Raw genomic sequence first — 14,537 nt, 5'->3', positions numbered from 1 at the left:
GAGTTTTTTTGATATATTAGATGAGTGAAAACTTAAATAAAGGGGAAGTTGAATGTTATTCAGGCCACGTTATACAATTGATACGATTTATCATTTAGATACTGATGTGCTTCAACAAATGAATGTCAAAGCAGTTTTTTCAGATTTGGATAATACATTACTTGCATGGAATGAATTTGAGACTGCCAAAAAAATGGATGAACTCAATCAACGTTTGGCCAAAGCTGGCATCAAATTGGTTGTAATATCCAATAATAATGCAGAAAGAATCGGTAAGGTTCTGAACCCATATCAAATTGACTTCGTTGCGAAGTCAAGAAAGCCGCTTCCTTTTGCAATAACTAAAAAAAGAGAACAACTTGGTTTGGCAAAAGATCAGGTAATGATGGTTGGCGACCAGTTGATTACTGATATTCAGGCTGGAAATTTGGCTGGTGTAGAGTCAGTTTTGGTGAAACCATTGGTTGAAACGGATAAATGGAATACTCGCATTAATCGCTTCTTAGAAAAAATAATTTTTTTCTTTTTAGCAATTTCGCATAGAGTTACCTTTAAGGAGACATTAGAAAATGGATGATGAGTTAATTTGTATCGGTTGTGGAGCAAAGCTGCAATCAACTGATCCGGAAGAAGCAGGCTTTTTACCAGCTCAACGTTTGAAGAAAGCTATCGAAAATCAAGACGAAGATAATGATACATATTGCCAACGCTGTTTCCGCTTGCGTCATTATAATGAAATTATGCCTGTTAATGCGGATAACGATGACTTTTTAGCACTGCTAAATTCATTGGCAGAAAAAAAGGCGTTAATTGTTAACGTGGTGGATTTATTTGATTTTACTAATTCATTATTATCTTCTCTCAAACGTTTTATCGGCGATAATGACTTCATTTTAGTAGGAAATAAATTTGATTTATTCCCGCTAAATTCTCGCCAAAGCAAAATTAAAGATTGGATGCGTCAAGAGGCTAATCGAGTTGGCCTATTTCCAAAGAAAATCTTTTTGGTTAGTGCCAAAAAACAAAAGAACTTAGAAACTTTAATTTCGTATTTAGATAAAGCTTCTAGAACAGAAGATGTATACTTTGTTGGTATGACTAATGTTGGAAAATCAACTTTGTTAAATGCAATTATTGACCAAATGGGTGACATTAAGAATCTGATTACAACTTCTCGTTTCCCTGGAACTACATTAGATAAAATTGAAATTCCGTTGGAAAATGGACACTTTTTAGTTGACACTCCAGGTATTATGACTGAAAATCAGTTGGCAACGCGATTAAATGCTAGTGAATTAGCAGTTATTTCGCCACAAAAGCCATTAAAACCTATGACATACCAATTAAAGCCAGGTAATACATTATTCTTGGGAGGACTTGGGAGAATAGACTTTATCAAGGGTGATCCGGCTAGCTTTACAGTATATGCGGCGCGTGGATTATACATTCATCGCACCAAGACTGAGAATGCTGATACTTTTTACGAAAAGCATGTTGGTGAATTGTTGAATCCACCAGAAAAAGAAACAGATCTTCCCGAACTAAAAGGGCAAGAATTCCATACTTCAAGTAAAAGTGACTTGCTATTTGGTGGTATAGGCTTTGTAACAGTGCCAGCAGATTGTTTGGTTAAGATTTATACTCCTGATAAAATTGGTTTAGGTATTAGACGCGCACTAATTTAGAGGCAAAAATGATCGCTATTGCTAAGGATTTAGGAAAAATTCCGTCAGTTGAAATTAAAGAAGAAAAAATAGAGCCTAAGAAGGGTAAACAAATTGGAATTTTAGGCGGAACGTTTAATCCCGTTCACTCGGCTCATTTAATAGTAGGTGAACAGGTATATAATAAGCTTCATCTCGATGAAGTTTGGTTTATTCCAACTAATATTCCGCCTTTGAAGGATTCCCCAACTGTTTCACCGCAAGATCGTGCTAATATGTTAGAATTAGCAACTCAGGACAATCCTCATTTTCAGGTGAAGTTATTTGAACTCTATCGAGGTGGAGTTTCATATACAGTCGATACATTGCGATACCTACATGAAACTCAACCTGAAAATCATTATTACTTGATTATGGGCAGTGATCAGGTAAATAATTTCAACGAATGGAAAGAACCGACTAAAATTGCGCAATTGGCAACCTTGGTTGGAATTAAACGCGCGGGCTATCCCACTAAAGCAGAATTGCCAATGATCTGGGTTGATGTGCCAAGCTTAGATGTCAGTTCGACCTCAATACGCCAAACTATTGCAATGGGTGGCTCAATCAGGTATCTTGTACCTGACACAGTGAGAAACTATATACAAAAAAAGGAACTATATCATGAGTGATTTATTTTTTAATGAAACGTACTCACCGCTATCTAGCGCTGAAATAGTTGCTAAAGAAAGAAGCAATATGGATCAAAAGCGTTTTACCCACTGTGTAGGAGTGAGTGAGACGGCTCGTAAGCTTGCTAAACTAAATTGTTATGATGAGGATAAAGCCGCACTTGCTGGCTTTATTCACGATTATGCCAAGCAAGTGCCAGTAGAAGAATTTCGTCAAGTAATTAAAACCCAGGGATTTGATCAGGATTTACTTAATTGGGGTCCTGCAATCTGGCATGGAATAGTTGGTACTTACTTTATTGAACGTGATTTAAAAATTACTGATGCGGAAATATTAACCGCTGTACGACGTCATACAACTGCTGATACAGAAATGACCACCTTAGATAAGATTGTTTATATGGCTGATTATATTGAGCCTGGACGAGATTTTGCGGGTGTTGAACAAGCACGTGATGTCACCTATGCCAACTTAAATGAAGGTGTAGGCTATCAACTTGCACATACACTTGAATATTTAGTCCATAACAGAAGTAAAATTTATCCACGCACTTTAGAAGCATACAATGTGTGGAGTGTCAAAAAGCAATAAGGAGAAAAATTGACTAGTAAAGAAATCTTAGCTTTTACATTAAAAGCAATCAGTGACCGCCATGGTGAGGATACTGCTGCATATGACATGCAAGGATACAGTATTTTAGCTGATTATTACGTTGTTACCAGTGCAGGTTCTAATAGACAGTTGCACGCAATTGCTAATGCAATTATTGATGAGGCACATAAGGCTGACTTCTATGATTATCGAGTTGAAGGAAGTAGCGAATCAAATTGGCTGCTTTTAGATTTAGGTGATGTAGTCGTCAATGTCTTTACTGAAGAAGCCCGAGACTTTTATAATGTCGAAAAACTATGGGCAGACGGTAAAAAATTAGAGTTAGAGGAAGATTAGCTGCTAATGAGTGTTGTTGGGATCATTGCTGAATACAATCCCTTTCATAGTGGACACGAGTTTTTGATGAATCAGGCTCGCTATCTGGCAGGAGACAAAGATCCAATCGTGATTGTTATGTCAGGTAACTATGTTCAAAGGGGCGAAATGGCAATTATGGATAAGTGGTCGCGTGCTAGGGCTGCACTTGAAAGTGGTGCGGATTTAGTATTTGAACTACCATTTTCAACTGCGGTTCAACCAGCAGACCTCTTTTCGCTTGGAAGCATCGACCAATTAGTTAAAGTTGGTGTTACTGACTTAGTTTTTGGCGTTGAAGATGCAACCCAAAATTTTGCTTACTTAGGAAGCAAAATTGCAGAAATTCCACAAAGTCATATGGACTTTAATGATTATAGTCAGACATATTCAACACAGTATAATCAAATGGTTGCACGTGAAGTTGGGCATGAAGTTAATGAGCCTAATGCAATTTTGGCGTTGGCCTATGCTGTTGCAAATCACAATTTAGGTACACCTTTAGCACTACATCCAGTTAATCGAATTGGTGCTGGGCATGATGATTTGTTACAAAATAATGGTGTAGTTCAAAGTGCGAGTGCAATTCGCAATATTATTTTGCATAACAAAATAGATTCGGAATTAGAGCAATGGCTGCCCAAAAAAGAAGTTCAAATGCTTGATGCCCAAAGCGAGTATCCAAACTGGAATATATTGTTCCCATTTTTAAAGTATCGACTTGAATCTACTAGTGTAGAAGAACTACGTCAAATATATCAAATGAGTGAAGGCCTTGAATATAAAATGAAACAAGAGATTCACTTGGCCCATGACTTTACTGAGTTTTTACGTAGAATCAAGTCGAAACGGTATACCTATGCGCGTTTGAGAAGATTATGCTTGTATACTCTACTGAATGTAAGTCAAGACGATATGATTGAAAGCTTTAACCATGAGTCGTTGTTACTATTGGGTTATAGTAAGCTTGGGCGCAATTATTTGAAGCAAATTAGAAAAGATACTTCTGCCAATATTATTTCAAAGGTTGATCAGAACAATGCTAAGCATGGTTCATTGGGCTTACAGGTTCGCGTTGATCGTTTATTTGAACAAATAATGCAGAAGGATCAAAATTTTGGCCGTCGTCCGTTGGAGGTTTAGAATGCTATCAATTAACTTTTCACAAATCAAAAATAGTAATGAAGTTTTGACGAAGATTGATCAGGAAGTTCAAATGAGGCCAGAATTTTTTGACCGGAGCAAAAACTTAGTTGATCAAGTAAAAAAGGTGCAGTTAACTGGTTCACTTTTTTACAATGAACCATATGTAACTGGCGATTTTCATGTTAAGGCTTCCTTGGTTGTTCCGTCGAGTCGAAGTTTAGAACCTGTCGATTACCAACAGGACTTTCGGTTTACGGAAAACTATACTGATGAAGAAGTACCGAAGGAAAAGATTGATGAAAGTGAAATTCCAATCGTTAAGGTTGAAGATGATTTAATCGATTTGCAGACTGCAGTCGAAGATAATATTATTCTTAATATTCCAATCACAATTTTGACACCTGAAGAAGAAAAAGAAGATATCTATCCTCAAGGCAATGGCTGGTCTGTTATTTCAAAAAGTGATTATGACCAAGGAAAGAAAAATCAAGTTAATCCCGCACTTGCCAAGCTTAAATCCTTGCTTGAACAGGATGAACATGATAAAAATAATAAGCAAAAATAAAAATAAGTAATGCAAAAACTTTGAGTTATTCTTAACTCAGTTTTTTAATCTTGTTTTAAAACCTCTTTTAAAGTATGCTTATCTTAATTAAAAGGTTTTAACTTGATTTAGCATTTGATAGTTAATATAAAGGATGATAAAAATGGCAAAAATTTTAATTGTTGAAGATGAAAAGAACTTAGCTCGCTTTGTGGAGCTAGAATTAAAACATGAAAAATATGATACTGTTGTTGAGAGCAACGGTCGTAAAGCATTGGATTTGGCTTTGAAAGAAGACTTTGATGCTATTTTACTCGACCTAATGTTGCCTGACTTAAATGGTCTTGAAATTGCTCGTCGTGTTCGTCAAGTTAAGAGTACACCGATAATTATGATGACTGCACGTGATTCTGTAATTGATCGTGTTTCTGGTTTAGATCATGGTGCAGATGATTACATTGTTAAACCTTTTGCCATTGAAGAATTGTTAGCTCGTCTACGTGCCGTTTTACGTCGTGTCAAGATTGAAAAAGATGCGTCAGATGATACAGTTGAAAAGAAGGTAGTTAAGTTTAAGGACTTAACAATTGAAACTGCAAATAGAATTGTTCGTCGCGGGGATGGTAAAGCAGTTGACTTAACCAAACGTGAATACAATCTCTTAATGACTTTAATTAAGAACAAGAACAATGTTGTTAGCCGTGACCAACTACTTTCTAAGATTTGGGGACCAGGTTCAAACATTGAAACTAATGTTGTTGAAGTTTATGTTCGTTACTTGCGTAATAAGATTGACATCCCAGGTCAACAATCATATATCAAGACTGTTCGTGGTACCGGATATATGGTAAGAGATGAAGATGATGAAAAGAAGTAAAGTCAAAGGTAAAAAAGAGACCAAGCACTCATCGTTAATTGTACGCTGGGTCAGTATCGTTGCTTTAACGATCATGGTCTCTTTTATTGTATTTTCAGTTGTTATTTACTCTGTTGTTGGACAGCAATCATTCGTGCAGCAGAAAAAGACCTCAACTGAGATGGTTGTTAAGCTAAATGAAAGCTTAAATAGAATTCCACATGAATTACAGATTTCTAATGTAGTTCCTGCTCTAACGCCATCAACCAGAAATGTTTTAGAAGGCAATCCGCCTATTACTAATGATGACCATCCTGGAAGTGCATTTAATGATGACCTCCTTTCATCACTAACAAACCCTGATTTGAGTGTTGTTGTTTATAACTTGGAAAAAGAAGACGTTTTTGATAACGGTGGACCAATCCCTAAGTTTAAGCATATTAAGGGTGATTATTCGATGGAGAGCGTCTATGTTAAGGGCCATCGGCGCCAAATTATTACCTATCAGAAAGTTAGAGCAGCACATAGTGGCAAACTCACAGGCTACATTGTTGTTGCCAACAAGATGTCCTACTACAATGAGTTGATGCACGATCTACTTAAATGGATGGTACGGATTTCTGCTATTGCGATTGTGGTCTTTATTTTGATTTCGTATATGATTGTGCGCGGCGTTGTTCGGCCAATCAAAGAAATGTCTAAGGTTGCCCGTGAAGTTAATGCAGATCCAAACAGTACTGCTCGAATAAGAAGATTTCACCGAAATGATGAGCTGCAAGAGCTTGCAGTTTCTCTGAATCAAATGCTTGATCGAATGCAGCGATACATTGACCAGCAAAAAGAATTTGTTGGCGACGTTTCACATGAGTTGCGCACACCAGTTGCGGTAATCGAGGGACATTTGAACTTGTTAGAACGATGGGGCAAAGATGATCCAGAAATTCTGGAGGAATCGATCAATGCTTCATTACAAGAAGCCAACAGAATGCAGCATCTAATTCAAGAAATGCTTGACTTAACCCGTGCGGAACAAATCAATGTGCAGTATCCAAATGCTGTAACAAACGTTGCGGATGTTTTGAAGCGTGTCGCTGGAGATATGGCAATGGTCCATCAGGACTTTTCAATCGGTTTGGAAATGGATGATTTACCTCAGGATACTGAAATTCAAATCTACCAGGGGCACTTGGAGCAGCTACTTGTAATTTTGGTTGATAACGGAATAAAGTATTCAACTACGCGAAAAGAAATTAACATTTCTGCTGGGTTGGCTCAAACTGACGTACACATCATCGTACAAGATTTTGGTGAAGGAATATCTAAAGAAGATCAAAGCAAGATTTTTAACCGTTTCTACCGTGTTGATAAAGCGAGAACACGTGAAAAGGGTGGTAATGGTTTAGGTCTGTCGATTGCACAAAAACTGGTTAACAGCTATCATGGTAAAATTAGTGTTGAATCAGTCGAAGGTCAGGGTAGTCAGTTCATTATTGAGTTCCCAGCCCTCACAAAGAAGCAGGCACAAACTTTGCGTGAACGTGCTCAAAGTCAAAAAGAAGCAGAGTAATAGAGGAATATATGAAACAGCAAAAGAAAAGCTTTTGCTGTTTTTGTTTTAGCTTAATTTAGGTAAGTAAAAAGGCTAATTCTATGTACTGGAATTAGCCTTTTAGGAGTTCTATATTATTCAGTAAAAATCTTGAGTGATCATTATTTATGATGCTTTTGTTGTTTACCTTTATTACGGTTGCGCAAGTTTTCGTGCAATTCCTTTTCTTTTTCAGAGACAGCTGAACCTGAAGTTTTTTGATTTAGTAATTCATCAATTTTCTCTTTCGTTACAATCGCCTTAATTGGTTCGTTCTTAAGGTGTTCATCAACGTCCCTCTTAACTTTTGGCATGATGATAAAAGTAACGATCAACTGTTGAATGACCGAGAAGAAGTTTCCGGCAGCCCAGTATAAAGCTACTGAACCAGAAACGGATAGAGAAATAAACAAAGTCATGATTGGGTTCATCAACATCATTGATTGCATTTGTTTCTTTTGCTCTTTAGGGACACCGATAATTGACAGGTACCCTTGGATGAAAGCAAACAGTGTTGCAATGATGGTAACCGAAATGGATCGTTCACTAAGTGAGATACCAAAGAAAAACGAGTTTGCCAGTGGTTTGGAATACATTACGGCTTGATAAATTCCAATCATGATTGGAAACTGAATAATCAAAGGCAAGCAGCCCATACCGCCTGTTAAAGAAATGTTGTTTTGCGAATAAAGTTCTCTTTGCCAGCCTGCCAAAGTCATTTGTTGGTCTTGAGTTAAATCTTTACGCTTCATTGCGTCCTGGATTAACAGCATTTGAGGCTGAACTCGCGTCATTTTTTCCTGTTGTGTAGTTGATTTCTTTTGTTGGCTTAGCATTAAAGGCAGAAGAACTACTCTAACAACTAACGTCATTAAAATGATTGCCCAACCTGCGCCATTTGCTCCACCAATCATGTGCGAGAACGACAACATGATATTTTGAAGTGGTTTCCCAATAAAGCGATAGATATTGCCATAGAAAAAGCCTGTAGGGGGCTTAGTAGCAGCATTACCATTTTGGGCACATGCTGTAACAGTTAGCATGACCACAAAACAAAGAGCAATTAATCCAATATATTTACGAAATTTTTTCATTAAATTCACCAAGTTATTTTTTTAAAAAGTCAATACTTAATATAATACATGAAAACCATGGAGTTTGGCTACATCTGTCAGTTTTTCTTTTTTTATTGTAGAAATACGTGCAGAAGGTGAAACATTACGAGGCAGTTCCTTGATAAATTGATTGACGCAATCAAGGTTAGTCTGTAAAGTAATGGTGACTGTGCTGTCGCTATTATTACATACGTTACCAGCAATATTCATCTGCTTGGCAAGGTTCATAACACTCCAGCGAAAGCCAACACCTTGGACAATACCAGAGGCAGTTAACTGCCACGTTTCAACTGGTGAGTCAGTCGTTTTTTCACTATTGTGGTTGTGATGATTAAATAAGCCCATAATGATTTTCCTTTCTAAAAGCATATCATCTTGATTTTACCATTTTCTTCATCGAATATTACAATTGGCGGGTACTAAATCTAAATAAAAAGAGGACAAATAAATGGAACAAATTACTTCGGTAAATAATCAACTTATTAAAAGTTTAGCTAAACTAAAGCAAAAAAAGTATCGTGAGCAAACCGGTACTTACATGATAGAAGGTTTTCACTTAATAGAAGAAGCACTTAAAGCAAAGCTAAGTTATGTTTATTTACTAGGAACAGAAGATGCTTTGGAACGCGCAGAAGAGGAATTAAATGTAGATTTAAGCGCCAAAAACGTTTTTTTGATAAATACAGCAATTACACGAAATTTAACTAGCACTAAAAATTCACAAAGTATTTTTATGGTTCTTAAGATGACTCAGCCGAAGAACTATTCATTTAACTTTGGTAAGTGGGTATTGCTTGATAATCTTTCTGATCCTGGAAATGTGGGGACAATTATCAGAACTGCCGACGCTGCCGGCTTTGATGGTGTTATTTTGTCACCTGAAAGTGTTGACCTATATAATCCTAAAACGCAGCGTGCAATGCAGGGTAGCCAGTTTCACCTTAATTTAATAGTTAAACCACTATCCGAAGTAATTAATGAATTGAAGTTAAATTCTATCCCTGTCTACGCCAGCTTATTAGACAAAAATGCGAAGCAATTACCAGAATTTGAGCATGTTGCTCAATTGGGCTTGGTAATTGGGAATGAAGCACACGGTGTAAGTGAAGAAGTTGCTAATATTTGTGATGAAAAGCTCTATATTCCGATTAAAGGGCAAGCAGAATCACTTAATGCTGCAGTTGCGGCTGGAATTATGATTTATTATTTTGCCTAGGTCTGGTACTTGTTTCTAGTAAGTGTTTTTTTTATAATAAATTCATGACATTGCTTTGCTGTAGGAGGAAAGTAGGATGGCTTCAAGTAGTAAAACCAAGGAAGGTACTGACTATATTGGCACAGACAACGAGATGTGCCAGCACTATATAAATGCATTTCAAATAATTGGTAAAAAGTGGAATGGCTTAATAATTAGTTCCCTCTGTGCCGGAAATTACATGCGCTTTAAAGACTTAACACGTTGTGTCAGAGCCTGTTCCGATCGTGTTTTGGTTGAACGTTTAAAAGAACTAGAAAAAGAAGGAATTGTTAAGCGATCAGTTGATAGTGATACTAAAATTATTTCTTATGGTTTAACGAGAAAGGGTGCAGATTTAAAGCCAGCTTTAGACAAAATACATGATTGGGCCGACAAGTGGGTCTAATTTTTAATAATTGCTTGCATGTTTTAGCAAAAAGAATTATTCTAATAGTTAATTACATGGAGTAAGACTAGTAGCAGTAATCGTTTATTGCAGAGAGACTTTTTTATTAGCTGAAAGAAAAGTCTAAATAGAGCTGTGAATTTCATCTTACTAGTAGGATTTAATCAATTCCGGTATTCACCGTTATCGAAGACTTGAGTGTAGACTCTCTTTGTGAGTCTAAACCAGGGTGGTACCGCGAAGCTTCGTCCCTTGATATTGGGGGATGAAGCTTTTTTGTTTGAAAGGAAAAATTATGGATTTGTTTGAGAAGCTGCAAGAACTTCGCGACCAAGGATTATCAGAAATTGATAAGGCAAAAACCGAAGAAAAGCTAAACGATGTACGCGTTAAGTTAGTAGGTCGTAAAAGTGAATTAACCGAAATTTTGCATTCAATGAAAGACGTTGAACCTGAAAAAAGACGTGAGATTGGTCAAAAGGTCAACAAAGTGCGCGATCTGTTTAATCAAAAATTAGATGATGCCAAAAATGAAATTGTTGAAAAATTGGTTAAGGAACAACTGGAAAAGGAAGCAATTGACGTGACGCTTCCTGGACGTGAGGAGCATCTTGGCACTAAGCACCCAATCAATATTATTTTGGATGACTTAGAAAAATACTTTATTGGCATGGGTTTCAAGGTAGCACAGGGTCCTGAAATTGAAACTGATCACTACTGTTTTGAAATGATGAACTTACCAAAGGATCATCCAGCACGTGACATGCAGGAAACCTTTTATATTGATTCAGAGGATTTGCTTCGCTCGCAAACTTCAGGTGATCAAGCCCGTGAATTAGAGAAGCACGACTTTTCAAAAGGTCCACTAAAGATGGTCGGGCCTGGTAAGGTATATCGTCGTGATGATGATGATGCAACGCACTCACACCAATTTATGCAAATGGAAGGCTTAGTAGTCGATAAAAATATTACAATGGGCGACTTAAAAGGCACATTGGAGTTAATGGCTAAGCATGTTTTTGGTCAAGACCGCGAGACACGCCTTCGTCCTAGTTACTTCCCATTTACTGAACCATCAGTTGAAATGGATGTTTCTTGTTTCAACTGCAATGGTAAAGGCTGCTCAATTTGTAAATATACTGGCTGGATTGAAGTTTTAGGTGCCGGAATGGTTCACCCTAATGTTTTGGAAAATGCTGGGGTTGATTCTAATGTCTATGGTGGTTTCGCCTTCGGTGTAGGATTAGACCGCTTTGCTATTCTTAAATATGGCATTGATGATATCCGTGACTTCTATACTAATGATGTTCGTTTCTTAGAACAATTCAGCAAGGAGGAAAGATAATGTTAGTTTCATATCAATGGTTACAGGATTTTCTTAAATTAGATCAAGAGCCACATCAATTAGGCGAAAAAATCACCCGTACTGGGGTTGAAATTGCTGAAGTAAAGCATCCTGAAGAAGGACTTAAGAAAATCGTTATCGGTCACATTATCGACTGTGAGCCAATTGAAGGCACACACTTGAACCTAACTCATGTTGATGTTGGTGACGAAGAACCCCATCAAATCGTCTGTGGTGCTCCAAATGTTGCTGCAGGTGAGGACGTTGTAGTTGCATTGCCAGGTGCGCGTATTGCGGATAACGTTAAAATTAAAAAGGGTAAATTGCGTGGATACGAATCCAATGGCATGATTTGTGGCTTGCAAGAGATTGGTTTTGCCGACAATCTCGTTCCAGAAAAATACGTTGATGGTATTTTTGTCTTCCCTCAAGATGCTGATGTAAAACCTGGTCAGGATGCTTACGAACCTTTAGGAATGGATGACTATATTTTTGATTTTGATATCACACCTAACAGGGCAGATACATTATCAATGGAAGGTGCTGCTTATGAAGTAGGTGCAATCGTTGATGAACCAGTTAAAATTGAAAATGTCGCTTTAAAAGCAGACGGCGAATCTTGGACTGACAATTTCACTGCCGAAGTTGACCCTAAGCTCGCACCAAAATTTAATTTGCGTAAAATCAGTGGTGTAAAGGTAGCAGATAGTCCTCTTTGGATGCAAAAGAGACTTTGGAATGCTGGTATTAGACCGATTAATAATGTCGTTGATGTGACAAACTACATCATGCTTTTAACTGGTCAACCTATGCACACTTATGACGCTCGTGCATTTGAAAACAACAAGTTAGTAGTAAGAAAAGCAAATCAAGGTGAAAAGTTAACTCTTCTAAATGACAAAGAGATTGACCTTGATGAAAATGATATCGTTATTACTAATGGTGAACGTGTTGTCATGATGGCCGGTGTTATGGGTGGCCTTAATTCAGAAATTGAGGATGACACAACCGATGTTATTTTGGAATCAGCAATTTTTGATCCAACTCTAATTCGCAAAGCAGCTTTACGTCATGCTAATAGAACTGAAGCTTCAAGTCGTTATGAAAAAGGTGTTAACTGGGATGCTACTGAGCGTGCGCTCGACATGGCAGCTTTACTTCTTCGTAACAATGCTTCTGGTACAATTGACGAAGGTGTGATTACTGCGGCTGATGAAAAACGTCAACCTGATGTTATTCACACTACTGTTTCTTATTTAAATAAAGTGCTGGGAACAGAAATTTCGAATGATGAAGTAGGTCATATCTTCGATCGACTTAACTTTGAATACGAACTTGATGGTGATAATCTAACAGTCAATGTACCTGCAAGAAGATGGGACGTTTCTATTCCAGCAGATTTGGTTGAGGAAGTTGGTCGGCTTTATGGTTATGACAAGATTAAATCAACTCAACCAGTTTTAGCGGAAACACATGGGGGTTATTCTGAAACAGAGGAAGCAATTAGGAGAATTAAAGCAATTGTTCAAGGTCAAGGACTAATTGAGGCAATTTCATATTCACTGACTTCCCCTGAAAAGGCTGTTTCATACACTCACAATCCCAAAAAATTAGTTCAAGTACAAATGCCATTAAATTCAAGTCGTTCAACTTTACGTCAAAACTTAATGACTGGACTAGTTGATGCAGCAAGTTATAATATGGCACGTAAACAAAATCAGCTTGCACTTTTTGAACAGGGACGAGTATATGATTTTGAAAACGACACATATAATGAGCACGAGCATTTAGCAACGCTATATTCTGGGAATGTCTATTTTGATAACTGGCAACATGAAGAAGAACAAATCGACTTCTTCTATGTCAAAGGACAATTAACCAACTTGTTTAAAGCCATTGGTGTTAATTTAAGTAAAGTTGAGTATAAAGCAGAAGAAATCGAAGGAATGCATCCAACAAGAACAGCTGGTATTTATATCGATGGTCAATACGTTGGAATGATTGGAATGATTAGTCATGCTATAACCAGAGCAAGCAAGGCATTAAACGGCAGTGAGATTTACGGCTATGAAATCGATCTTGATACTTTAGTTCCAATGATTATTAGTCCTAAGACTGTTTCTAAAAATGCACCTAAGTTCCCTGCAATTGAGCGTGACCTATCAATCTTGGTTGAAGAAAGTGTCTCTAATCAAGCCATTGAAAATGTCATCAACGATAATGGTGGCAAGTTCTTAGTTAATTTACGTGTTATTGATGTATATCAAGGTGCTCATATTGATGAAAATAAGAAGAGTCTGGCTTACCGTCTTACTTTCCTTAATGAACAAGACACCTTGACTGATGAAGTAGTTAACAAAGCGATGGCTGCGATTGATGCAGAACTGAAGGAGCAACTTGGTGCTGAAATTCGGTAAAGGTTGACTTTAGAAGTAGAAATCAATATCATAAACCAGTGCAAATAGAATTTTAACTTTAAGGAGTAGAAAATTTCATGCCTGAGAAATCATATCCAATGACTGCTGAAGGAAAAGAAAAACTTGAAGCAGAACTTAAGAATTTAAAATTAGTAAAACGTCCTGAAGTAATTGAACGAATCAAAGTTGCTCGTTCATACGGTGATTTATCTGAAAACTCAGAATATGATGCCGCTAAGGATGAACAAAGTCACTTAGAAGACCGAATCAATGTCGTTGAAGAAATGTTGAAATATGCACACGTTGTTGATGCGAATTCAAGTGACCCAGATGAAGTTGCTGTCGGAAAGACTGTTACTTATACTGAAGTTGGTGAAGATGATCCAGAAACATATACTATTGTTGGTAGTGATGAATCTGATCCAATGAATGGTAAAATTTCTAACGATTCACCGATTGCTCAAGCCATTCTTGGTAAGAAAAAGGGTCAAACAGTGACCATTACAACACCAGGTGGTAAATTTGACGTTGTTATTAACAAAGTTGAAGAATAATTATAATAAAAAACCAGTTACATAGAA

Annotated in this window: 16 protein-coding genes and 1 other annotated feature; of the genes, 14 read left to right on the top strand and 2 right to left on the bottom strand. The window is 37.2% G+C overall.

The annotated features are described in order from the left end of the window. Positions 1-52: 52 nt before the first annotated feature. The 9 genes from CRG87_RS03485 to CRG87_RS03445 all read left to right on the top strand — a co-directional run bounded on the left by CRG87_RS03485 (position 53) and on the right by CRG87_RS03445 (position 7,415). Positions 53-577: a YqeG family HAD IIIA-type phosphatase gene (locus CRG87_RS03485; protein ID WP_046307262.1), complete on the top strand. Its 525-nt coding sequence runs from the start codon at positions 53-55 to the stop codon at positions 575-577. Continuing rightward, on the top strand, positions 570-1,685 hold the full coding sequence (gene yqeH, locus CRG87_RS03480) for a ribosome biogenesis GTPase YqeH (RefSeq protein ID WP_074425060.1): 1,116 nt from the start codon (positions 570-572) through the stop codon (positions 1,683-1,685). The genes CRG87_RS03485 and yqeH overlap by 8 nt, the downstream gene beginning before the upstream one ends. Before the next feature lie 8 nt (positions 1,686-1,693). Next, entirely contained in the window at positions 1,694-2,335 is a 642-nt protein-coding gene (locus CRG87_RS03475) for a nicotinate-nucleotide adenylyltransferase (RefSeq protein WP_074425062.1), read from the top strand. After that, positions 2,328-2,927 (top strand): bis(5'-nucleosyl)-tetraphosphatase (symmetrical) YqeK, encoded by a 600-nt coding sequence (gene yqeK, locus CRG87_RS03470; RefSeq protein ID WP_074425064.1) that lies wholly within the window; start codon positions 2,328-2,330, stop codon positions 2,925-2,927. The genes CRG87_RS03475 and yqeK overlap by 8 nt, the downstream gene beginning before the upstream one ends. A gap of 9 nt (positions 2,928-2,936) precedes the next feature. Beyond that, entirely contained in the window at positions 2,937-3,284 is a 348-nt protein-coding gene (rsfS, locus tag CRG87_RS03465; protein WP_074425066.1) for a ribosome silencing factor, read from the top strand. A gap of 6 nt (positions 3,285-3,290) precedes the next feature. After that, positions 3,291-4,445: a nucleotidyltransferase gene (locus tag CRG87_RS03460; RefSeq protein ID WP_074425068.1), complete on the top strand. Its 1,155-nt coding sequence runs from the start codon at positions 3,291-3,293 to the stop codon at positions 4,443-4,445. A gap of 1 nt (position 4,446) precedes the next feature. Beyond that, on the top strand, positions 4,447-5,013 hold the full coding sequence (locus CRG87_RS03455; protein WP_074425069.1) for a DUF177 domain-containing protein: 567 nt from the start codon (positions 4,447-4,449) through the stop codon (positions 5,011-5,013). Positions 5,014-5,155: 142 nt separating this feature from the next. Further along, positions 5,156-5,869 (top strand): response regulator transcription factor, encoded by a 714-nt coding sequence (locus CRG87_RS03450; protein ID WP_046307250.1) that lies wholly within the window; start codon positions 5,156-5,158, stop codon positions 5,867-5,869. Beyond that, the gene (locus CRG87_RS03445; protein ID WP_074425071.1) at positions 5,847-7,415 is read left to right on the top strand and encodes a HAMP domain-containing sensor histidine kinase; all 1,569 of its coding nucleotides are present in this window, start codon (positions 5,847-5,849) and stop codon (positions 7,413-7,415) included. The genes CRG87_RS03450 and CRG87_RS03445 overlap by 23 nt, the downstream gene beginning before the upstream one ends. Before the next feature lie 143 nt (positions 7,416-7,558). Here the strand turns inward: CRG87_RS03445 and yidC are convergent, their stop codons facing one another. After that, positions 7,559-8,530 (bottom strand): membrane protein insertase YidC, encoded by a 972-nt coding sequence (yidC, locus tag CRG87_RS03440; RefSeq protein ID WP_074425073.1) that lies wholly within the window; start codon positions 8,528-8,530, stop codon positions 7,559-7,561. 36 nt (positions 8,531-8,566) lie between these two features. Continuing rightward, the gene (locus tag CRG87_RS03435) at positions 8,567-8,896 is read right to left on the bottom strand and encodes an acylphosphatase (RefSeq protein WP_046307244.1); all 330 of its coding nucleotides are present in this window, start codon (positions 8,894-8,896) and stop codon (positions 8,567-8,569) included. Between the two features lie 103 nt (positions 8,897-8,999). Between CRG87_RS03435 and CRG87_RS03430 the strand changes: the two genes are divergently transcribed. From CRG87_RS03430 to greA, 5 genes are all read left to right on the top strand, one after another. Then, a complete protein-coding gene (locus CRG87_RS03430; RefSeq protein ID WP_074425075.1) occupies positions 9,000-9,767 on the top strand; it encodes a TrmH family RNA methyltransferase in 768 nt (255 codons plus the stop codon). 76 nt (positions 9,768-9,843) lie between these two features. Further along, the gene (locus tag CRG87_RS03425; protein WP_046307240.1) at positions 9,844-10,194 is read left to right on the top strand and encodes a winged helix-turn-helix transcriptional regulator; all 351 of its coding nucleotides are present in this window, start codon (positions 9,844-9,846) and stop codon (positions 10,192-10,194) included. A gap of 48 nt (positions 10,195-10,242) precedes the next feature. Further along, positions 10,243-10,450: a binding site (T-box leader), on the top strand. 39 nt (positions 10,451-10,489) lie between these two features. Next, positions 10,490-11,539: a phenylalanine--tRNA ligase subunit alpha gene (gene pheS, locus CRG87_RS03420; protein ID WP_046307238.1), complete on the top strand. Its 1,050-nt coding sequence runs from the start codon at positions 10,490-10,492 to the stop codon at positions 11,537-11,539. Continuing rightward, entirely contained in the window at positions 11,539-13,956 is a 2,418-nt protein-coding gene (gene pheT / locus CRG87_RS03415; protein WP_074425076.1) for a phenylalanine--tRNA ligase subunit beta, read from the top strand. Before pheS ends, pheT begins: the two co-directional genes overlap by 1 nt. Before the next feature lie 77 nt (positions 13,957-14,033). Beyond that, a complete protein-coding gene (greA, locus tag CRG87_RS03410) occupies positions 14,034-14,510 on the top strand; it encodes a transcription elongation factor GreA (protein ID WP_046307234.1) in 477 nt (158 codons plus the stop codon). The last annotated feature ends 27 nt before the right edge of the window (positions 14,511-14,537 follow it).

It is taken from the genome of Lactobacillus apis, assembly GCF_002837055.1.
GTDB lineage: Bacteria > Bacillota > Bacilli > Lactobacillales > Lactobacillaceae > Lactobacillus > Lactobacillus apis.
This window is presented reverse-complemented; position numbering and strand designations above follow the sequence as displayed.

Excerpts from the sequence above, each read along its gene's own strand:
- CRG87_RS03485 (WP_046307262.1), top strand. The coding sequence starts at position 53 with ATGTTATTCAGGCCACGTTATACAATTGATACGATTTATCATTTAGAT.
- yqeH (WP_074425060.1), top strand. The coding sequence starts at position 570 with ATGGATGATGAGTTAATTTGTATCGGTTGTGGAGCAAAGCTGCAATCA.
- CRG87_RS03475 (WP_074425062.1), top strand. The coding sequence starts at position 1,694 with ATGATCGCTATTGCTAAGGATTTAGGAAAAATTCCGTCAGTTGAAATT.
- yqeK (WP_074425064.1), top strand. The coding sequence starts at position 2,328 with ATGAGTGATTTATTTTTTAATGAAACGTACTCACCGCTATCTAGCGCT.
- CRG87_RS03460 (WP_074425068.1), top strand. The coding sequence starts at position 3,291 with ATGAGTGTTGTTGGGATCATTGCTGAATACAATCCCTTTCATAGTGGA.
- CRG87_RS03455 (WP_074425069.1), top strand. The coding sequence starts at position 4,447 with ATGCTATCAATTAACTTTTCACAAATCAAAAATAGTAATGAAGTTTTG.
- CRG87_RS03450 (WP_046307250.1), top strand. The coding sequence starts at position 5,156 with ATGGCAAAAATTTTAATTGTTGAAGATGAAAAGAACTTAGCTCGCTTT.
- CRG87_RS03445 (WP_074425071.1), top strand. The coding sequence starts at position 5,847 with ATGAAGATGATGAAAAGAAGTAAAGTCAAAGGTAAAAAAGAGACCAAG.
- yidC (WP_074425073.1), bottom strand. The coding sequence starts at position 8,530 with ATGAAAAAATTTCGTAAATATATTGGATTAATTGCTCTTTGTTTTGTG.
- CRG87_RS03435 (WP_046307244.1), bottom strand. The coding sequence starts at position 8,896 with ATGGGCTTATTTAATCATCACAACCACAATAGTGAAAAAACGACTGAC.
- CRG87_RS03430 (WP_074425075.1), top strand. The coding sequence starts at position 9,000 with ATGGAACAAATTACTTCGGTAAATAATCAACTTATTAAAAGTTTAGCT.
- CRG87_RS03425 (WP_046307240.1), top strand. The coding sequence starts at position 9,844 with ATGGCTTCAAGTAGTAAAACCAAGGAAGGTACTGACTATATTGGCACA.
- pheS (WP_046307238.1), top strand. The coding sequence starts at position 10,490 with ATGGATTTGTTTGAGAAGCTGCAAGAACTTCGCGACCAAGGATTATCA.
- pheT (WP_074425076.1), top strand. The coding sequence starts at position 11,539 with ATGTTAGTTTCATATCAATGGTTACAGGATTTTCTTAAATTAGATCAA.
- greA (WP_046307234.1), top strand. The coding sequence starts at position 14,034 with ATGCCTGAGAAATCATATCCAATGACTGCTGAAGGAAAAGAAAAACTT.